The following is an 18,278-nucleotide window of genomic DNA, read 5'->3' as shown; positions in this document are numbered from 1 at the left end:
CGATTGAAACATCAAATCGATAGAAACCGTTACCGCCGAATAAAGGCCGTCTGAAACATTATCAAACCAAACCACTCGAAAGTAAGCTATGCAAACCCTGACCATCATCCGTCCCGACGATATGCACTTACACCTGCGCGACGGCGACGCACTCAAAGCCGTTGCCCCGTACACCGCCCGACAAATGGGCCGCGCGGTTATCATGCCCAACCTGAAGCCGCCCGTCATCAGCGTTGCCGATGCCCAAGCATACAAAGAGCGCATTATGGCCGCCCTGCCTGAAGGCAGCACCTTCCAGCCGTTGATGACGCTTTATTTGACCGACAACGCCACGCCCGAACTCGTGCGTGAAGCCAAAGCTGCCGGTATTGTGGCTTTTAAACTCTATCCTGCAGGCGCGACCACCAATTCCGATTCCGGCGTGACCGACTTGTTTAAGCTGATTCCCGTGTTGGAAGAAATGGCGAAACAGGGCATTTTGTTCTTGGTTCACGGCGAAGTCACTGATCCTGAAATTGATATTTTCGACCGCGAGGCTGCCTTTATCGAGCGCGTGATGAAGCCAGTTTTAACACAAGTGCCCAACCTCAAAGTCGTGTTTGAACACATCACTACTGCCGAGGCTGCCCGACTGGTATTGGAAGCCGGCGATAATGTGGCTGCGTCTGTGACGCCGCAACACTTGCTGCTCAACCGCAACGACCTTTTGGTCGGAGGCGTGCGCCCTCATCATTTCTGCTTGCCGGTTCTCAAACGCGAAACCCACCGTCAGGCTTTGGTTGCCGCTGTTACCGGCGATAAGGCGCACAAATTCTTCCTCGGCACGGACTCTGCGCCACATGCCAAAACTGCCAAAGAAAATGCTTGCGGTTGCGCCGGTATGTTCAGCGCGATGACTGCCATTGAGCTTTATGCCGAAGTGTTTGAGAAAGCAGGCGCGTTGGATAAACTGGAAGCCTTTGCTTCTAAAAACGGCCCGCGTTTCTACGGTCTGCCTGAAAATTCCGATACCATCACATTGGTCAAACAAACGCAAACCGTTCCTGCCAGCGTACCTTACGGCGATGGTGAGCTTGTACCGATGAGGGCCGGCGGCGAGATTGAATGGACGGTGCAATATTAAATTTGCCGTCAATGAGGCATAAAAAGAAACAACCTGCTTGAAAGGGCAGGTTGTTTTTTATTGTCGTTCAGACGGCCTGTTATGGGGAGGGAAGACAAACAAGGCCGTCTGAAAACTGGATTAGTGTGTGTTTATTCGGTCAACATGGGTTTCAGTGCTTCCCAAGCCTGTGGCAGTTGGGTAAAGCCGTCCGAAGCCATCAAATGGCCGCCTTCGGGAATATGGGTAACAGGACTTTTGAGTTTGGCCGCCATGTCCAAAGTCAATTCGGGCGGAACATGGGTGTCGTTGTCGGAAACCAGACAGTGTTTGGGCATGTCGATTTTGCGCAGGATGTCGAAATCGGGGGACGCTGCTTTAATGTAGGCATCGAGTGCAGGCAGGGGCGGCAGCGTATCGGCAAAACCGGCAGCAAGCAGCAGGCCGCCGATTTTTTGCGGTTGTTGGCGGCTGAGGAAGTGAAGGAGGGTAATGCAGCCGAGACTGTGGCCGACTAGGAAGGTATGGGCATCGGGCTTGCCGATGTGCTGGTCAAGGGTAAACTGCCACGCGGTCGTGCTTGGTTTGTCGGGATTGGGCATGGCGAGGGAGATTGCTTGTGCGCCGGTGCTTTTGACTTGGGCGCAAAGCCAGTCAAACCAGTTGCCGTGCGGATTGCCTTCAAAGCCATGTACGATATAAACGCGTCGATTCATGTTTTTCCTCCTTCAGACGGCCTGAGACTTTTGTCTAAATCTCTGCCTGTAAGCGTTCATTATACCATGTTTGTTTATGTTTTATTGTTTGTCGCTTGGTAAGGATGGTCGATTAAGCTTTTGTTGTTAAATGATATTTGCAAGAATAATAAAGCAAACAACACGGCAGGGGCTGATGGCGTTGCCGTGTTGTTCGGGTTTGAAATATATAGGGGCCGTCTGAAAAAACGGTTTAGAAATAGCCTTGTTTTTTGCGCTCTTCCATTGCCGCTTCCGATACGCGGTCGTCCATGCGCGTGGCGCTGCGTTCGGAAATGGTCGCGGCGGCGGTTTCGGCAATGATGTCTTCGGGTGTGGCGGCGGTGCTGGCAACCGGGCAGGTGCAGGAAATATCGCCGACGGTGCGGAAACGGACATCGCGGATTTGGGCAACTTCTCCTTCGCGTTTTGGGGTCAACGGGGTAACGGGAACGAGCAGGCCGTTGCGTTCGACAACTTCGCGTTTGTGGGTGTAATAAATCGGCGGCAATGCGAGTTTTTCGCGTGCGATGTATTGCCAGATATCCAATTCCGTCCAGTTGGAAATCGGGAACACGCGCATGTTTTCGCCTTGGAACAGGCGCGTATTGTAGAGCGACCATAATTCAGGACGTTGGTTTTTGGGATCCCATTGGCCGAACTCGTCGCGGAAAGAGAAGATGCGTTCTTTGGCGCGCGCTTTTTCTTCATCGCGGCGTGCGCCGCCCATCAGCGCATCAAAGCCTTGTTCTTCAATGGTTTCAACTAGCGTAACGGCTTGGGCGGCGTTGCGCGAATCGGTTTCGCGACGCAAGACGACGCTGCCTTTGCGGATAGACTCTTCTACGCTGCCGACCACAAGTTGTACGCCGGTGCGTGCGACCGTGTCGTCGCGGAACCGGATGACTTCGGGGTAATTATGGCCGGTATCGACGTGCAGGAGTTTGAACGGCAGCTTCAGCGGGCGGCCTTCGATTTGGAAGGCTTTGACGGCAAGCGCCAGCAATACGACGGAGTCTTTACCGCCGGAAAACAGCAAGGCCGGATTTTGGGCATTGGCAATGACTTCGCGGATGATGTAGATAGACTCGGCTTCGAGCCAGTCGAGGTGGTGGTTTTGGATGGACATTTTTTCTCTCTTTGCAATCTTGGCGATAGTCGATACTTTAGTGAGGCCGTCTGAAAAAGGGAAAGAATGGTTTGTTTGTTGCAAAGATGTTTTTGTTATATTGCGAGGCCGTGTTTTTCAGACGGCCTTTGCGCTTTAACTTATTTTTAAACCGATTTCTCTGACGAAGCCTCTGTCTTCGCGTACACTTTGGTTTTTTAGAAATGAGAATGGTTCATGTATCACGGCGAGAGATTTAATGCGTACAGCCATTTGGCCGGTTTCTTATTGGCAGTGGCGGCCTTGGTGCTGATGCTGGTGAAAGCGGTGGAATCGGCGGACGGCTATCGGATTGCCGGTGCACTGACTTACGGAATCTGCCTGCTGCTTCTGTATTTGGGTTCAACCTTATACCACAGTATTCCGCAGCCGAAAGCCAAGGCGATTTTGCAAAAGGTCGATCATTGTATGATTTATCTTTTGATTGCAGGCAGCTATACGCCGTTTACGCTGATTACCCTTCACGGCGGCTGGGGCTGGTCGCTTTTCGGCGTGTCGTGGGGACTGGCTTTGCTGGGCATTGTTCAAGAGCTGACGGTTGGGCGCAAAAGCGAGAAACGGCTGCTGTCGATGGTGATTTATGTGTTGATGGGCTGGCTGATTGTGGTGGCGGTATGGCCGCTGATACAGTCGCTTTCGACCGGTGGATTATTTTGGCTGGTGTTGGGCGGCGTATTGTATAGCGCGGGGATTTATTGGTTTATCAACGATACGAAAATCCGCCACGGCCACGGTATCTGGCACTTATTTGTCTTGGCAGGCAGTTTGACGCAATTTATCAGCATTTATTTTTATGTGTTGTAGTTTCAGACGGCCTGAAATAAAAAAACCTCTCAGTTTGACTGAGAGGTTTTTGTTTGTCGTTAACCTGGGTTTTTGTCGTGGAATTCGTGGAATTCGTAGTTGTAGGTCAACTCTTTGCCGGCTTTGGTTTGCGCCAGATAATCGTCGTAAACCGCACGGATTTCCTTACGTAGCAGGAAGAGGGCGATTAAGTTCGGCAAGACCATAAAGCCGTTGAACATATCGGACATACTCCAAACCAAATCCACTTTGCCCAAGGTACCCAGTACGATGGCCACCAAAACCAGTGCACGGTAGATGCCCAAGTGTTTGCCGCGGAACAGGAAGCGGATATTGGATTCGCCGAAGTAGTACCAGCCGATGATGGTGGTAAAGGCGAAGAAGGTCAGACAGACGGCGAGCAGTTGCGAACCGAAACCCGGAAAGGCTTTGTTAAAAGCCAGTTGGGTAACCGCAGCACCGGTTTCGCCGGACAGGTTGGCATCGGTCAGCAGGATAATCAGCGCGGTTGCTGTGCAGACCATCAGCGTATCGATAAAGATACCGATAAATGCGGCCATACCTTGTTGCACAGGGTGTTTGACGTTGGCAGTCGCATGAGCGTGCGGGGTCGAACCCATACCGGCTTCATTGGAAAACAGGCCACGTGCCACGCCAAAACGGACGGCCTCGCGCATACCGATACCGGCCGCACCGCCCAATACCGCTTCAGGATTGAAGGCGGCAACAAAGATACTGTGGAACATCGGGATGATGTGGTCGGAGAATTTGAACAAAATAATCACGGCACACAAGATGTAAATTACCGCCATAAACGGCACGACAAATTGCGCGATACCGGCAATGCGGTTGATACCGCCGATGATGATCAGGCCGGCGAATACTGCCAAAGCAATGCCGACAGCCATCGGAGGAATATCGAAAGCCAAATTCATGGCCGAGGCGATGGAATTGGATTGGGTTGCGTTGCCGATGAAGCCCAGCGCAATAATCAAGGCGATGGAGAAAAAGCCGGACAGGAAACGCGCCGCGCCCCGGCCGATTTTCGGGGTCAGACCGTGCGTGATGTAAAACGCAGGGCCGCCGATGTATTTGCCGTGGCTGACCACGCGGTATTTTTGCGCCAAAACGGCTTCTGCAAAAATGGTAGACATGCCCAAAATGGCAGACAACCACATCCAAAAAATGGCACCCGGGCCGCCGGCAGTAATCGCAGTGGCGACACCGGCAACGTTACCGGTACCGATTTGCGCGGAAATCGCTACGGCAAGCGCTTGAAATTGAGACAGGGATTTGCCTTCGTGGTCTTTGTCTTTTTTGCTGAACAAGCCGCCGAAAACGGATTTGAAACCTGTTCCTAATTTGGTCACTTGCGGCGCGCCCAAGTACAGGGTAAAAAACAGGCCAATACCGATTAAGGCATAAATCAGCAGGTAGTCCCAAAGAACCAGATTGACTGCACCCACCAGAGCAGACAATATTTCTTCCATAATAAAACCTTTAATAAAAACAATAAAAATAAAATGATACGGGTAACTACTCCCACTCATTTTTCGCGTTTGGCAATATCGGCGAGCAGGCCGTTTTGCCATTCGATACCGGTTAAGTTGTTAACAATTTTGACCGATTTTGTCATCATACCGTAAACCTTCGTGAATTAAAACGAAAAACTGACAAAGGTTTGCCGCAAATGTGCTTCTTTATTTAAAAAAGTTTCTTTGTTTTCAGACGGCCTGTTTTTGCAAATATTCGGGCCGTCTGAATATTTTGGCTAAAGGCAACTTATGATAAAATGCACGCCTTACAAATGAAGCAAATTCCGCCTCAGCGCGTGAAAAAACGAAAGGAATCAACATGGCAGGCCATAGTAAGTGGGCAAATATCCAACACAAAAAAGCCCGACAAGATGCCAAACGCGGCAAAATCTTCACCCGTCTGATTAAAGAAATTACCGTTGCTGCCCGCATGGGCGGCGGCGATCCCGGCGCGAACCCGCGCCTGCGCCTGGCTTTGGAAAAAGCCGCTGAAAACAATATGCCTAAAGACAACGTGCAACGTGCCATCGACAAAGGTACGGGCAATCTGGAAGGCGTGGAATACATCGAGTTGCGTTACGAAGGCTACGGCATCGGCGGCGCGGCTTTGATGGTGGACTGTCTGACCGACAACAAAACCCGTACCGTTGCCGATGTGCGCCATGCGTTCACTAAAAACGGCGGTAACTTGGGTACCGACGGCTGCGTAGCGTTCAACTTCGTTCATCAAGGCTATTTGGTGTTTGAACCGGGCGTTGACGAAGATGCGCTGATGGAAGCAGCTTTGGAAGCCGGTGCGGAAGATGTCATCACCAACGACGACGGTTCCATCGAAGTGATTACCGCGCCGAACGACTGGGCCGGTGTGAAATCGGCTTTGGAAGCCGCAGGCTACAAATCTGTTGACGGCGACGTTACCATGCGCGCCCAAAACGAAACTGAATTGAGCGGCGAAGATGCGGTTAAGATGCAAAAACTGATTGACGCATTGGAAGATTTGGACGACGTACAAGACGTTTACACTTCTGCCGTGTTGAATCTGGACTAAACAGTTTAAAGAACAAAAGGCCGTCTGAAATTTCAGACGGCCTTTTTATATCGAAACCAATCAGATTTTTCTGGTTTTCAACCAAGCCCAAAGCAGCAGCAATACCACGAAGCTGAAATACAAAATACTCCACACCGGTAGGGCGACGCCGAATAGATAGTCCGGCTCGGCGCAGTTGCCAAAGCCGCGGACGATAGGTTCAAACCAATCGAACAAAGGCCAGTCGCGCAGGCGGAAGGTCCAAGGTGCGCCGCAAGAAGGGGCGGTGCCGGGCGGCAGGCTTTGCAGCCAAATTTGATAGGCGGCGACACCGGCGCCGTAAACGGCCGGAGCGGCAATCAACAATGCCGAGAGCGAGCGGGCAAATTTGGAAGATTGAGAACTGAATGCCGTAACAATGGCCAACAGCCCGACTGCCAATACGCACAAGCGTTGCAGGATGCACAATACGCACGGGTTCATGCCCAAAACGTATTGGGAAATAAAGGAGCCGCAGGCGGCAAATATGGAGAGGACGACTAAAAATAAAACAGTCTTGCGGAAAAAGTTCATGACATAAAACCTTTCAGACGGCCTGGACGCAAAACAGCCGATAAATAATGTTTACTTTAACACAAAACGCATATGCTTTTTTTGGTTTGATGGTTTTTTGCGTATGTTTGTTGATGATGCGTAACCATAAATATGGAAACAAGAATATGTTCCATATCGAAAAGGCCGTCTGAAATATTCAGACGGCCTTTAGGGGAGAGACGTTTTATTTTTTCCCGTGAGATTTTTTGACATCTGCTTCAGTAATCGTACCGCCGCCATTATTGAAGGCGTTCATGATGTAAGTGGCAACGGCGGCAACATCGGCATCGTTGATGGCGGTAGAAGGCATAAAGCCGTTGTAGGATTTGCCGTTTACTTTAATCGAGCCGTTGATGCCTTTGGTCATACTTTGCAACAGCACTTGCGGTTTTTTATTGATATAGTCGGACTGGAATAAAGGTGGGAACATGGCGCCACGGCCTTCGCCCTTTTTGCCGTGGCAGGCGGCGCAGTTGGTTTCGTAAATCTTTTGTCCTTTGCTCATCAGCGTGGCATCAGCGGCAAAAGCGGTTGGGATGCTGAGTGCGGTCAGGAGGAGCAGGATAGGGCGGAGTGCAGTCATGATGTGTTCCTTTTTGAGTAGTGTTTTTGATGGCTACACGCTTGGTTTGCGTTTGAATAACTTGATGATAACGCTAAAGGCCGTCTGAAAGTGGATTTTTCAGACGGCCTTTGGTTTAGGTCAAATCCAGCCTTGCAGATTGGCCCGGCTTAATTGGGCAAGTGCGGCAATCCAGTCGGCGGAATCGTTGAGGCAGGGGATGTAACGGTATTCTTTGCCGCCGGCGGCGTGGAATTGTTCGCGTCCCATAATGGCGATTTCTTCCATGGTTTCGAGGCAGTCGGCCATGAAACCGGGGCAGAAGACGTCGAGTTTGGTCGTGCCTTGCTTGGGAAGTTGGTCAAACAGGGCTTGCGTGCTGGGCTTGACCCATTGGGATTTACCAAACTGGCTTTGGAAAGAAACGATGTATTCTTGTTCGGACAAGCCCAATGCCTGCGCCAGCAGTTTGGCAGTATGGTGGCACTCGTCAGGATAGGGGTCGCCGTCATCGTGATGTTTTTGCGGAATACCGTGGAAACTCAACATCAGTTTTTCGCCGCGTCCGTTTTGGGTCCAATAGGCTTCAATATGCTGCTTCATGGCTTGAATATAGGCGGCATCGTCGTAATAACGGGAGACAGTGCGGACGCTCATTTGGTTGCGTTGCAGCAATAACTCTTGGAACACTTTATCCAAAGCCGCGCCGGTAGAAGAGCCGGCATATTGCGGATAGAGCGGAATGACCAGCAATTTGCCCACGCCTTGGGCTTTGAGTTCCGCCAAAACGTCGGCAACGCTTGGATTGCCGTAAGTCATGGCATGACGGACGATGACATCGGGCAAATGTTTGGCTAGGGCTTCTGCTTGGCGGTGTGTGTAAACCTCAAGCGGCGAACCTTCTTTAAACCAAACTTTTTCATAGGCGTGCGCGCTTTTTTTCGGGCGAAAAGTCAATACCAAGCCGCGCAATATCGGTTGCCATAAGAGCTTGGGCAGTTCGACAACGCGTTGATCAGACAGAAATTCTTTCAAGTAAGGCTTGACTGCGGCAGCCGTCGGCGCGTCAGGCGTGCCGAGGTTGAGCAGCAGGACGGCGGTACGGTTTTGTGCGGTGTAGGCTAAGGGCGGTTCGGTATGGAAACGGGACATGATTGTGCTTTATTAATTAAGAATATTGAGGCCGTCTGAAAAGCAGTTTGAATCCAAACCTGATTTCAGACGGCCTTTTAAAGGATTAATCCACACCGCGGGCGCGGTTTTCATGGAATTGCGCCTGCCAATCGGCAAATTTGCCTTGCTCGATGGCTTCGCGCATTTCTGCCATGATGACTTGGTAGAAGTGCAGATTGTGAATGGTGTTGAGCTGTGCGCCCAGGATTTCGCCGACACGGTGCAGATGGTGCAGGTAGGAGCGGCTGAAATTCTGACAGGCGTAGCAGGTGCAGCTTTCATCAATCGGACGCTTGTCGAGTTTGTGTTTGGCGTTTTTGATCTTCAAATCGCCAAAACGGGTAAACAGCCAGCCGTTACGTGCATTGCGGGTAGGCATAACGCAGTCGAACATATCCACGCCGTGTGCCACGCCGTACACTAAGTCTTCAGGCGTGCCGACGCCCATCAAATAATGAGGTTTGTGTTCCGGCAGGATAGGGCCGACGGCGCGCAACATACGGTACATTTCGGGCTTAGGTTCGCCAACGGACAAGCCGCCGATGGCCAAGCCGGGGAAGTCGAGCTCTTCCAAGCCTTTCAGCGATTCTTCGCGCAAATCTTCATACATCGCGCCTTGGACAATACCAAACAGCGCATTCGGGTTTTTCAGGTCTTCAAAAGCCTTTTTGCTTCGTTCCGCCCAGCGCAGGCTCATTTGCAGCGATTTTTGCGCTTGGCTGTGCGTTGCTTCGCCAGGGGTGCATTCGTCCAACTGCATCACGATGTCGGAATTCAACACGGTTTGGATTTTCATCGACACTTCGGGCGAGAGGAACAGTTTGTCGCCGTTGATCGGGCTTTGGAATGTACAGCCTTCTTCGGTCAGCTTGCGCATATCGGACAACGAAAATACTTGGAAACCACCCGAGTCGGTCAAAATCGGTTTATTCCAACCGATAAATTCGTGCAGGCCGCCGAATTGTTCGATGACTTCCAAACCTGGGCGCAGCCACAGATGGTAAGTGTTGCCTAAAATGATTTGTGCTTTGATGTCATGCAGGTTTTGCGGGTTCATCGCTTTGACTGAACCGTAAGTACCGACAGGCATAAATACCGGCGTTTCGATTTTGCCGTGGTTCAGTTCCAAAGTGCCACGTCGGGCATGACCGTCTTTTTTGTGTAAGGTAAATTTGAGCATAGTAATAATAGATTGGACGTTCGCGTGTGTGCGAAATGAAAGGGCAGATTATAAAGGATTTTTCGTTGGTTGACGGCCGGATTTTATCTTTGTCAAAACAATGCTTCAGACGGCCTGAATGACGGAGGAAATAAAAAATGAGGTATAAATCAAACAAAAATATTCAGGCCGTCTGAAAAGTATTTACAGATGCTTGCAAAAGGGAACACGCTTCGTTACAATAAGCGACTTAGATGAAGGCACATAGCTCAGTTGGTTAGAGCACCACCTTGACATGGTGGGGGTCGTTGGTTCGAGTCCAATTGTGCCTACCAAATTTCCATAACGGCTTTATGCCGTTATTTTTTAATGTTTTGGAGCTTTCTGATGTTGAACATTACCTTGCCGGACGGTTCGGTCCGCCAATATGAATCACCCGTTACCGTGGCGCAAATTGCAGCGTCTATCGGTGCAGGTCTGGCAAAGGCAACGGTAGCGGGCAAGGTTAACGGTAAATTGGTGGATGCTTGCGATCCGATTACCGAAGATGCCCACGTTCAAATCATTACGCCTAAAGACAAAGAAGGCGTGGAAATTATCCGCCACTCCTGCGCGCACTTGGTCGGTCATGCGGTCAAGCAGCTCTACCCAGATGCAAAAATGGTTATCGGCCCGGTGATTGAAGACGGATTCTATTACGATATTGCAACTGAAAAACCATTTACGCCTGATGATGTGGCCGCTATCGAAGCGCGCATGAAAGAGTTGATTGCACAAGACTATGACGTCATTAAAGTGATGACGCCTCGTGCAGAAACCGTCAAAATTTTCCAAGATCGCGGCGAAGAATACAAATTGCGTCTGATTGAAGACATGCCTGAAGTGGAAGCAATGGGCATGTATCATCATCAAGAATACGTCGATATGTGCCGCGGTCCTCACGTTCCCAATACCCGTTTCTTGAAAAACTTCAAGCTGACCAAACTGGCAGGCGCATACTGGCGCGGCGACAGCAACAATGAAATGCTGCAACGTATTTACGGTACAGCCTGGGCAAGTAAAGACGAATTAAAAGCCTATATCCAACGCATCGAGGAAGCGGAAAAACGCGACCACCGTAAGCTGGGTAAACAATTGGATTTGTTCCACTTGCAAGATGAAGCACCGGGTATGGTGTTCTGGCATCCTAAAGGCTGGGCTTTGTGGCAAGTGATTGAGCAGCATATGCGCAAAGAGCTGAATGCTGCTGGTTATAAAGAGGTGAAAACGCCTCAGATTATGGATAAAACCTTCTGGGAAAAATCCGGCCACTGGGAAAACTATAAAGACAATATGTTTGTGACCAGTTCAGAAAAACGCGAATACGCGGTTAAACCGATGAACTGTCCGGGTCATGTGCAAATTTTTAATAACGGCTTGCGCTCATATCGCGATTTACCGATGCGTTTGGCTGAGTTCGGTTCTTGCCACCGCAATGAACCAAGCGGTGCGTTACATGGTCTGATGCGTGTTCGCGGTTTTGTGCAAGATGATGCGCATATCTTCTGTACCGAAGATCAAATCGTTGATGAAGCACGCGCATTTAATGAATTGCTGGTTCGCATTTACAAACAATTCGGCTTCCATGATGTTGCTGTGAAGTTGTCCCTCCGCCCTGATCAACGTGCAGGTTCTGACGAAGTTTGGGATAAAGCCGAACAAGGTCTGCGTGATGCGTTGACCGCTTGCGGCGTAGAGTGGGAAGAATTGCCTGGTGAAGGCGCATTCTATGGTCCTAAGATTGAGTACCATGTCAAAGATGCCTTGGGTCGTTCTTGGCAGTGCGGTACCCTGCAGTTGGACTTCGTATTGCCGGAGCGTTTGAATGCAGAATATGTAACCGAAAACAACGACCGTGCGCGTCCTGTAATGTTGCACCGTGCTATTTTGGGTTCGTTGGAGCGCTTCATCGGTATTCTGATTGAAAACCATGCAGGCTCATTCCCATTGTGGCTTGCACCGGTTCAAATGGTGATTATGAATATCACTGAAAACCAAGCAGATTATTGTCGTGAAGTGGCTGCCAAGTTGCAGGCGGCAGGCTTCCGTGTCGAATTGGATTTGCGTAACGAAAAAATCGGTTACAAAATCCGCGACAACAGCCAATACCGTTTCCCTTATCAAATCGTTGTCGGCGATAAAGAGAAACAAGAAAACAAAGTTGCGGTACGCCGCAAAGCAGAAGACTTGGGTTCTTTGAATGTCGATGATTTCATTGCACAATTGCAGCAAGAAATCACCGACGCCCTCGTCAATCATTAATTTTTATAGGAGTATTCATCATCGCTCAAGAACGCGAAGCACGAATCAATGGTGAAATTACCGCCAAAGAAGTGCGATTAATCAGTGAGTCAGGCGATCAGCTTGGTGTCGTTTCAGTTCGTGAAGCTCTGGCTATGGCCGAAGAGCAAGATGTCGATTTGGTAGAAATTTCCCCGACTGCCAAACCGCCTGTATGCAAACTGATGGATTACGGTAAATACAAATACCAACAAGCCAAGAAGCGCGACGAAGCCAAGAAAAACCAAAAGCAGGTACAAATTAAGGAAATTAAATTCCGTCCGGGTACAGATGAAGGCGACTATCAAATCAAGATGCGCAACATCAACCGCTTCCTTGCCGATGGTGACAAAGTCAAAGTAACATTGCGTTTCCGCGGTCGTGAAATGGCCCACCAACAACTGGGTGCCCAACTGCTTGAGCGCGTAAAAGAAGATTTGGCAGAAGTAGCGCAAATCGAGTCCTTCCCTAAAATGGAAGGCCGCCAAATGGTGATGATGATTGCGCCTAAGAAAAAATAAAGCTATAATCCAAGGCTTATTTCGATTGCCGCTCGAAATAAGGTTTAATTAGCGGCAAAAACCGTGGTATTTTGGGTTTCAAGTGTTTGAAATTTATTTCAAAACCCCCTTATACCTTATCTAATAACGAATGGAGTTTTCCAATGCCTAAAATGAAAACCAAGTCTAGCGCGAAAAAACGCTTTAAAGTACTGGGTAACGGTGGTGTAAAACGCGGTCATGCGTTCAAAAGTCACATCCTGACCAAAAAAACCACTAAAACTAAACGTCAATTGCGCGGCACCGCTATGGTGGATTCACGCGATTTGGCTTCTGTTGCTAAAATGTTGCCCTACGCTTAAGGAGTTTAGAATATGCCACGCGTAAAACGCGGTGTTACCGCTCGTGCTCGTCACCAAAAAGTCTTCGCGTTAGCCAAAGGCTACCGCGGTCGTCGTAAAAACGTTTACCGTGTTGCCAAACAAGCGGTAATGAAGGCCGGTCAATACGCATACCGTGACCGTCGCCAACGTAAACGTCAATTCCGTCAATTGTGGATCGTTCGTATCAACGCAGGTGCCCGTGAAAATGGTCTGTCTTACAGCAAATTCATGAACGGCCTGAAACGCGCTGCTATCGAAATCGACCGCAAAGTATTGGCTGATTTGGCTGTATTCGACAAAGCTGCATTTGCACAATTGGTTGAAAAAGCTAAAGCTGCTTTGGCTGCTTAATTCGATAAGATTATTTAAAAAGGAAGCTTATGCTTCCTTTTTTCTTTTCCAAAAGAAACTCTATGTAGTTGATTTTCTTTCTTTAAACTCTATTTTTTTATACTGATTTGCGATAAAATAGGCCTCTCTTATCAAACGGATTGGCCGCACTAATACAAAAGGCCGTCTGAACAGGTTTGAAATCAAACCCAACAGACGGCTTTGTTGTTTCAGACGGCCTGCCATCAACAAACAGACGATAAACCACTATGGAAAATGTAAACCGTATCGTTGCAGAAGGTATTGCCGCTATTGAAGCCGCGCAAGACTTCAATGCCTTAGAACAAATTAAAGCACGCTATCTTGGTAAAACCGGCGAATTGACCGGTCTTTTGAAAACTTTGGGTCAAATGTCTCCTGAAGAGCGTAAAACCATAGGCGCGCACATCAACGAATGCAAAAATAAGTTTCAGACGGCCTTTAATGCCAAACGCGATGCCCTGAATGAAGCCAAGCTGCAAGCCCAATTGGCTGCAGAAGCCTTGGATATTACTTTGCCGGGCCGTACACAAGAGTATGGCGGCTTGCATCCGGTTACTTTGACTTTGCAACGAGTGGTTGAGCTGTTTCACGGTATGGGTTTTGAAGTGGCGGACGGCCCTGAAATCGAAGACGATTTCCATAATTTCCAAGCCTTGAATATTCCTGCAAATCACCCAGCGCGTGCGATGCAAGATACTTTCTATGTTGAAAATGGCGACGTTTTGCGCACACACACTTCGCCTATTCAAATCCGCTATATGCTCGACAAAAAAGAGCCACCTATCCGCATTATTGCTCCCGGCCGCGTTTACCGCGTGGACAGTGATGCCACTCACTCGCCTATGTTCCATCAGGCCGAAGGTTTGTGGGTAGAAGAGGGCGTAACTTTTGCCGACTTAAAAGCAGTGTTCACTGACTTTATCCGTCGCTTCTTTGAACGCGATAACTTGCAAGTGCGTTTCCGTCCGTCTTTCTTCCCGTTCACAGAGCCTTCTGCCGAAATCGACATTATGGGTGAGAACGGCAAATGGTTGGAAGTCGGCGGCTGTGGCATGGTACATCCTAACGTGTTGAAAAACGTCAATATCGACCCTGAAAAATATACCGGTTTCGCTTTCGGTATCGGTCTCGACCGCTTTGCCATGTTGCGCTACAACGTGAACGATTTGCGCCTGTTCTTCGATAATGATTTGAACTTTTTGAAGCAGTTTGCAAAATGATCGTGCAGGTTGTCTAAAAATGAAAAAGCAGTCTGCACCGCAGAAAGCTAAATCATGAAACGCTATATTGCCCCATTCGTCTGCTATACGCTTGCTTTTGTATTGTGGCTTCTGTCCATCTATTGCGAAAATCGTGCTTTAGCGTTAGCCGATTTGAAAACTATGACCGGCGACGATATGGAAGGTGCAATAAGGTGGTCAAATTATGGATCTGCCGCGTTTGTTGTATCCTGTTTTGTCACCGTGATCGGCAGTTGGTTGATGCCGTGGTTCAAAAGGTGGGAGCGTGTGGCGTTTACAGTCAGTGTCGCCTTAGGCTATGCCTTGCTAGCGTGGTTTGTAACAATATTTATTGTTTTGATTACTTAAGGTTTGAAAAGGCTACCTGAAAGCAACGCCCCCAACAAAGTTAAAAAGCAGCCTGTGCCCCTAAATAAACAGGTCGTCTGAAAACAAAATCTGATAAAAAAGTTAATTAGTTGATTGAGAACATAACATGCAATTCTCCTACTCATGGCTGAGAACCCAAGCCAATCCTGATCTTTCTGCCGATAAACTGGAACATCTTTTGACCATGGCCGGTTTGGAAGTGGAAGAAATCGATACTGCCGCCCCTGCTTTTAGTGGCGTGGTTGTTGCCGAAGTAAAATCCGTTGAAAAACACCCTGATGCAGACCGTTTGAACGTTACCCAAGTTGATGCCGGTACGGGCGAGTTGGTTCAGATTGTTTGTGGTGCGCCGAATGTCAAACCGGGCATTAAAGTGCCGTGTTCCTTGCCGGGTGCTGTTTTGCCGGGCAATTTCAAAATTAAGCCGACTAAAATGCGCGGTGTGCCATCAAACGGTATGCTGTGTTCGACCAATGAACTGGGTTTGCCTGATGATGGTGTAGATGGTCTGCACATTTTGCCTGAAGATGCGCCTGTCGGTGCCAACATCCGCGAATACTTGGATTTGGACGATACGCTGTTTACGTTAAAAATTACGCCTAACCGCGCTGATTGTTTGAGCGTTAAGGGTATTGCGCGTGAGGTTTCTGCATTGACTCAATGTGCGTTTACGCCTGTTGAAATTCAGACGGCCTCTATTGGCAGCGAGAAAAAACAGGCTGTCCGTATTGATGCACCGGCCGACTGTGGCCGTTTTATCAGCCGCGTTATTGAAAATGTCAATGCGAAAGTGGCTACTCCCGATTGGATGAAACAACGTTTGGAACGCAGCGGTATCCGCAGCATTTCCGCATTGGTGGACATTGGTAACTATGTGATGCTGGAAATCGGTCAGCCTATGCATGTTTTCGATGCTGACAAGCTGTCAGGCAGTCTGATTGTCCGCCGTGCTCAAAATGGCGAGACTTTGGCGTGTCTGAATGAGAAGACGGTTACTTTGGCTGACAATACACTGGTGGTTGCTGATGAAAAAGGTGCGTTGAGCTTGGCCGGCTTGATGGGCGGCGAGGCAAGCGCGGTTTCTGATGAGACACAAAATATTGTGTTGGAAGCTGCTTGGTTTGCTCCGGAGATTATTGCAGGTAAATCCCGTCAATACGGTTTTGGTTCGGATTCTTCTTTCCGTTTTGAGCGTGGTGTGGATTACCGCTTGCAAGCTGATGCCATTGAGCGTGCTACCGAATTGGTGTTGCAGATTTGCGGTGGCGCGGCCGGTGAAATGGTTGAGGCGCAAGGCGAATTGCCTGAGGCAAGACAAGTTGAATTGCGTTTAGGCGGTCTGAAAACGGTATTGGGCGTTGAAATCCCTGCCGAGCAAGTTGAAATTATTTTGCAACACTTGGGTTTGCAGCCTGAGAAAACCGAAGAAGGCTTCCGTGTCACTTCTCCTAGCTTCCGTTTCGATATCGAGATCGAAGCCGATTTGATTGAAGAAATCGGCCGCGTTTACGGTTATGAAAATATTCCTGACGACTATACTTCAGGCCGTCTGAAAATGTTGGCATTGCCTGAAACCAAACGCCCGCGTTTTGCGGTTTATAACGAAATGGCGGCTCGCGGTTACCGTGAAGTGGTCAGCTATGCGTTTGTGGATGAGCAATGGGAGCAAGACTTTGCTGCCAATACTAATCCTATCCGCCTGCAAAATCCGTTGGCGGCGCAGTATGCCGTCATGCGTTCTACGCTTATCGGCGGTTTGGTGGAAGTTTTGCAAAACAATTTGAACCGTAAGCAAAACCGAGTACGCGTGTTTGAAATTGCCCGTGTGTTCAGCAAAGATTCGGCTGATCAATTTGTTCAAAACGAACGTATCGGCGGTTTGTGGTATGGCTCCGTGCTGCCTGAGCAATGGGGCGAGAAAACACGCAACGTGGATTTCTACGATATGAAAGCCGATGTTGAGAGCCTTTTGAAAAACAAGGAAGTATCCTTTGTTAAGACCGAACATCCGGCATTGCATCCAGGACGTGCCGCCAATATCGTTTCAGACGGCAAAGTAGTTGGTTTTGTTGGCGAGTTGCATCCGAAATGGCTGCAAAAATATGATTTGCCACAAGCGCCGCTGGTGTTTGAAATCGATATGGATGCGGTATTGGGCCGTGAGAAAACCCGTTATCAGTCTGTATCCAAATTCCAACCTGCGCGCCGAGATTTGGCATTTGTAATGCCTGAAGCTGTAACGCATGATGATTTGTTAAATGCCCTGAAAGCGGCGGCAAACAAGCTGGTTCAAGAAATCAGCGTGTTTGACGTTTACCGCGGTACGGGCGTGCCTGAAGGCATGAAGAGCGTTGCCGTCAAAATCATTTTACAAGATATGGAAAACACGCTGACAGATGAAGTCATCGAGCCTTTGGTTGCGAAAATGATTAAAGCGGCAGCCGAAAAAGACGCACAGCTTCGCGCTTAAAATAAGATAAAAGTTGTCGCCAAAAATCACCAATAATATTTGATTTTTTGGTGAGGACTTGATTTTTAAAAGAATTTTGGTAATAATTGCACCAGTTTGAATGAAGGTAAACACATGACACTAACTAAAGCAGAATTGGCTGATATTTTGGTCGACAAAGTCAGCAACGTCACCAAGAATGATGCCAAAGAAATCGTCGAGCTCTTTTTTGAAGAAATCCGCAGCACTTTGGCGCGTGGTGAAGAAATTAAAATTTCCGGTTTCGGTAATTTCCAATTACGCGACAAACCTCAACGCCCTGGCCGTAACCCTAAAACAGGCGAAGAAGTGCCGATTACCGCACGCCGTGTGGTAACTTTCCATGCCAGCCAAAAACTCAAAGGCATGGTGGAGCATTACTATGACAAACAACAATAATCCGGTTATTCCTGCCAAGCGTTATTTTACGTTGGATGAGATGTGCCAATTGGTGCAAATCAGTCCGGCTCAGTTTGCCCAATGGCAACATGAAAATAATGTTGTGATTGGATACGGTGGTGATAGATATACACGCTCAGATGTAGTTAAGTTGTTGAAACTAAAAGATACGTTTGAACCGTATATCGATACGTTTAGCCGTGGCGCTTTGGATGCAAACGGCAATCCTGCCGCCAATGCAGAAGAAGTCCGTCATGGTCTGACGCAGATTTTGTCTGATTTGGAGCGTCATCTTGGTTCTGAACAACAAAACCACCATGTCGAGCCGTAATCGATAAGGAAATTCTGA

19 protein-coding genes and 1 tRNA gene are annotated in these 18,278 nt (G+C 48.8%); 13 read left to right on the top strand and 7 right to left on the bottom strand.

All coding sequences use genetic code 11. From position 1 onward, the window contains the following. The first annotated feature begins 88 nt into the window (after window positions 1-88). Window positions 89-1,123, top strand: coding sequence for a dihydroorotase (gene pyrC, locus ACTHTK_RS02755; protein WP_107723519.1), 1,035 nt, complete (start codon window positions 89-91; stop codon window positions 1,121-1,123). Between the two features lie 131 nt (window positions 1,124-1,254). Here pyrC and ACTHTK_RS02750 read toward each other — a convergent pair whose 3' ends face one another. Both ACTHTK_RS02750 and cysD read right to left on the bottom strand, forming a co-directional pair. Continuing rightward, complete coding sequence (locus ACTHTK_RS02750; RefSeq protein WP_003681918.1) at window positions 1,255-1,818, bottom strand: RBBP9/YdeN family alpha/beta hydrolase; 564 nt, start codon at window positions 1,816-1,818, stop codon at window positions 1,255-1,257. 232 nt (window positions 1,819-2,050) lie between these two features. Next, the gene (gene cysD, locus ACTHTK_RS02745) at window positions 2,051-2,983 is read right to left on the bottom strand and encodes a sulfate adenylyltransferase subunit CysD (RefSeq protein WP_107723672.1); all 933 of its coding nucleotides are present in this window, start codon (window positions 2,981-2,983) and stop codon (window positions 2,051-2,053) included. Window positions 2,984-3,181: 198 nt separating this feature from the next. On the opposite strand from cysD, the gene trhA reads away from it, so the two are divergent. Beyond that, complete coding sequence (gene trhA, locus ACTHTK_RS02740; RefSeq protein WP_107723518.1) at window positions 3,182-3,808, top strand: PAQR family membrane homeostasis protein TrhA; 627 nt, start codon at window positions 3,182-3,184, stop codon at window positions 3,806-3,808. A gap of 59 nt (window positions 3,809-3,867) precedes the next feature. Here the strand turns inward: trhA and ACTHTK_RS02735 are convergent, their stop codons facing one another. Further along, window positions 3,868-5,298 (bottom strand): alanine/glycine:cation symporter family protein, encoded by a 1,431-nt coding sequence (locus tag ACTHTK_RS02735; protein WP_107723517.1) that lies wholly within the window; start codon window positions 5,296-5,298, stop codon window positions 3,868-3,870. A 364-nt stretch (window positions 5,299-5,662) separates the two neighbouring features. Between ACTHTK_RS02735 and ACTHTK_RS02730 the strand changes: the two genes are divergently transcribed. After that, window positions 5,663-6,391, top strand: a complete 729-nt coding sequence (locus ACTHTK_RS02730) for a YebC/PmpR family DNA-binding transcriptional regulator (RefSeq protein WP_049329917.1) — start codon at window positions 5,663-5,665, stop codon at window positions 6,389-6,391. 60 nt (window positions 6,392-6,451) lie between these two features. Here the strand turns inward: ACTHTK_RS02730 and ACTHTK_RS02725 are convergent, their stop codons facing one another. The 4 genes from ACTHTK_RS02725 to tgt all read right to left on the bottom strand — a co-directional run bounded on the left by ACTHTK_RS02725 (window position 6,452) and on the right by tgt (window position 9,879). Beyond that, window positions 6,452-6,943 (bottom strand): disulfide bond formation protein B, encoded by a 492-nt coding sequence (locus ACTHTK_RS02725; protein WP_039864291.1) that lies wholly within the window; start codon window positions 6,941-6,943, stop codon window positions 6,452-6,454. A 205-nt stretch (window positions 6,944-7,148) separates the two neighbouring features. Next, complete coding sequence (locus ACTHTK_RS02720; protein ID WP_070843112.1) at window positions 7,149-7,547, bottom strand: c-type cytochrome; 399 nt, start codon at window positions 7,545-7,547, stop codon at window positions 7,149-7,151. Between the two features lie 120 nt (window positions 7,548-7,667). Continuing rightward, entirely contained in the window at window positions 7,668-8,678 is a 1,011-nt protein-coding gene (gene hemH / locus ACTHTK_RS02715) for a ferrochelatase (RefSeq protein ID WP_107723516.1), read from the bottom strand. Between the two features lie 85 nt (window positions 8,679-8,763). After that, window positions 8,764-9,879 carry a tRNA guanosine(34) transglycosylase Tgt gene (gene tgt / locus ACTHTK_RS02710; protein ID WP_107723515.1) on the bottom strand — a complete coding sequence of 372 codons (1,116 nt, stop codon included), beginning with the start codon at window positions 9,877-9,879 and terminating at the stop codon, window positions 8,764-8,766. Window positions 9,880-10,116: 237 nt separating this feature from the next. On the opposite strand from tgt, the gene ACTHTK_RS02705 reads away from it, so the two are divergent. The 10 genes from ACTHTK_RS02705 (at window position 10,117) to ACTHTK_RS02660 (ending at window position 18,260) form a co-directional block, all read left to right on the top strand. Further along, window positions 10,117-10,193: transfer RNA gene (locus ACTHTK_RS02705), tRNA-Val, on the top strand. A gap of 52 nt (window positions 10,194-10,245) precedes the next feature. After that, the gene (thrS, locus tag ACTHTK_RS02700; protein WP_440378326.1) at window positions 10,246-12,159 is read left to right on the top strand and encodes a threonine--tRNA ligase; all 1,914 of its coding nucleotides are present in this window, start codon (window positions 10,246-10,248) and stop codon (window positions 12,157-12,159) included. A gap of 17 nt (window positions 12,160-12,176) precedes the next feature. Continuing rightward, on the top strand, window positions 12,177-12,698 hold the full coding sequence (gene infC / locus ACTHTK_RS02695) for a translation initiation factor IF-3 (protein ID WP_079453755.1): 522 nt from the start codon (window positions 12,177-12,179) through the stop codon (window positions 12,696-12,698). Between the two features lie 143 nt (window positions 12,699-12,841). Further along, entirely contained in the window at window positions 12,842-13,039 is a 198-nt protein-coding gene (gene rpmI / locus ACTHTK_RS02690) for a 50S ribosomal protein L35 (RefSeq protein WP_003675505.1), read from the top strand. A gap of 12 nt (window positions 13,040-13,051) precedes the next feature. Further along, the gene (gene rplT / locus ACTHTK_RS02685; protein WP_003675502.1) at window positions 13,052-13,411 is read left to right on the top strand and encodes a 50S ribosomal protein L20; all 360 of its coding nucleotides are present in this window, start codon (window positions 13,052-13,054) and stop codon (window positions 13,409-13,411) included. 248 nt (window positions 13,412-13,659) lie between these two features. Continuing rightward, a complete protein-coding gene (gene pheS, locus ACTHTK_RS02680) occupies window positions 13,660-14,652 on the top strand; it encodes a phenylalanine--tRNA ligase subunit alpha (protein WP_440378325.1) in 993 nt (330 codons plus the stop codon). 54 nt (window positions 14,653-14,706) lie between these two features. Then, window positions 14,707-15,021, top strand: coding sequence for a hypothetical protein (locus ACTHTK_RS02675; protein WP_440378324.1), 315 nt, complete (start codon window positions 14,707-14,709; stop codon window positions 15,019-15,021). Between the two features lie 127 nt (window positions 15,022-15,148). Then, complete coding sequence (gene pheT, locus ACTHTK_RS02670; RefSeq protein ID WP_440378323.1) at window positions 15,149-17,512, top strand: phenylalanine--tRNA ligase subunit beta; 2,364 nt, start codon at window positions 15,149-15,151, stop codon at window positions 17,510-17,512. 114 nt (window positions 17,513-17,626) lie between these two features. Continuing rightward, entirely contained in the window at window positions 17,627-17,929 is a 303-nt protein-coding gene (locus ACTHTK_RS02665) for an integration host factor subunit alpha (RefSeq protein ID WP_003680933.1), read from the top strand. After that, a complete protein-coding gene (locus ACTHTK_RS02660) occupies window positions 17,913-18,260 on the top strand; it encodes a hypothetical protein (protein ID WP_296115825.1) in 348 nt (115 codons plus the stop codon). Before ACTHTK_RS02665 ends, ACTHTK_RS02660 begins: the two co-directional genes overlap by 17 nt. The last annotated feature ends 18 nt before the right edge of the window (window positions 18,261-18,278 follow it).

The organism is Neisseria sp. P0006.S009, from assembly GCF_051962915.1.
Classification (GTDB): Bacteria; Pseudomonadota; Gammaproteobacteria; order Burkholderiales; family Neisseriaceae; genus Neisseria; species Neisseria subflava_E.
Note: the sequence above shows the minus strand (reverse complement) of the source record. Positions and strands in the feature narration are given on the sequence as shown.

What these genes read in the sequence shown, in the direction of transcription:
- pyrC (WP_107723519.1), top strand. Translation starts at nt 89, where the DNA reads ATGCAAACCCTGACCATCATCCGTCCCGACGATATGCACTTACACCTG.
- ACTHTK_RS02750 (WP_003681918.1), bottom strand. Translation starts at nt 1,818, where the DNA reads ATGAATCGACGCGTTTATATCGTACATGGCTTTGAAGGCAATCCGCAC.
- trhA (WP_107723518.1), top strand. Translation starts at nt 3,182, where the DNA reads ATGTATCACGGCGAGAGATTTAATGCGTACAGCCATTTGGCCGGTTTC.
- ACTHTK_RS02735 (WP_107723517.1), bottom strand. Translation starts at nt 5,298, where the DNA reads ATGGAAGAAATATTGTCTGCTCTGGTGGGTGCAGTCAATCTGGTTCTT.
- ACTHTK_RS02730 (WP_049329917.1), top strand. Translation starts at nt 5,663, where the DNA reads ATGGCAGGCCATAGTAAGTGGGCAAATATCCAACACAAAAAAGCCCGA.
- ACTHTK_RS02725 (WP_039864291.1), bottom strand. Translation starts at nt 6,943, where the DNA reads ATGAACTTTTTCCGCAAGACTGTTTTATTTTTAGTCGTCCTCTCCATA.
- ACTHTK_RS02720 (WP_070843112.1), bottom strand. Translation starts at nt 7,547, where the DNA reads ATGACTGCACTCCGCCCTATCCTGCTCCTCCTGACCGCACTCAGCATC.
- hemH (WP_107723516.1), bottom strand. Translation starts at nt 8,678, where the DNA reads ATGTCCCGTTTCCATACCGAACCGCCCTTAGCCTACACCGCACAAAAC.
- tgt (WP_107723515.1), bottom strand. Translation starts at nt 9,879, where the DNA reads ATGCTCAAATTTACCTTACACAAAAAAGACGGTCATGCCCGACGTGGC.
- thrS (WP_440378326.1), top strand. Translation starts at nt 10,246, where the DNA reads ATGTTGAACATTACCTTGCCGGACGGTTCGGTCCGCCAATATGAATCA.
- rpmI (WP_003675505.1), top strand. Translation starts at nt 12,842, where the DNA reads ATGCCTAAAATGAAAACCAAGTCTAGCGCGAAAAAACGCTTTAAAGTA.
- rplT (WP_003675502.1), top strand. Translation starts at nt 13,052, where the DNA reads ATGCCACGCGTAAAACGCGGTGTTACCGCTCGTGCTCGTCACCAAAAA.
- pheS (WP_440378325.1), top strand. Translation starts at nt 13,660, where the DNA reads ATGGAAAATGTAAACCGTATCGTTGCAGAAGGTATTGCCGCTATTGAA.
- ACTHTK_RS02675 (WP_440378324.1), top strand. Translation starts at nt 14,707, where the DNA reads ATGAAACGCTATATTGCCCCATTCGTCTGCTATACGCTTGCTTTTGTA.
- pheT (WP_440378323.1), top strand. Translation starts at nt 15,149, where the DNA reads ATGCAATTCTCCTACTCATGGCTGAGAACCCAAGCCAATCCTGATCTT.
- ACTHTK_RS02665 (WP_003680933.1), top strand. Translation starts at nt 17,627, where the DNA reads ATGACACTAACTAAAGCAGAATTGGCTGATATTTTGGTCGACAAAGTC.
- ACTHTK_RS02660 (WP_296115825.1), top strand. Translation starts at nt 17,913, where the DNA reads ATGACAAACAACAATAATCCGGTTATTCCTGCCAAGCGTTATTTTACG.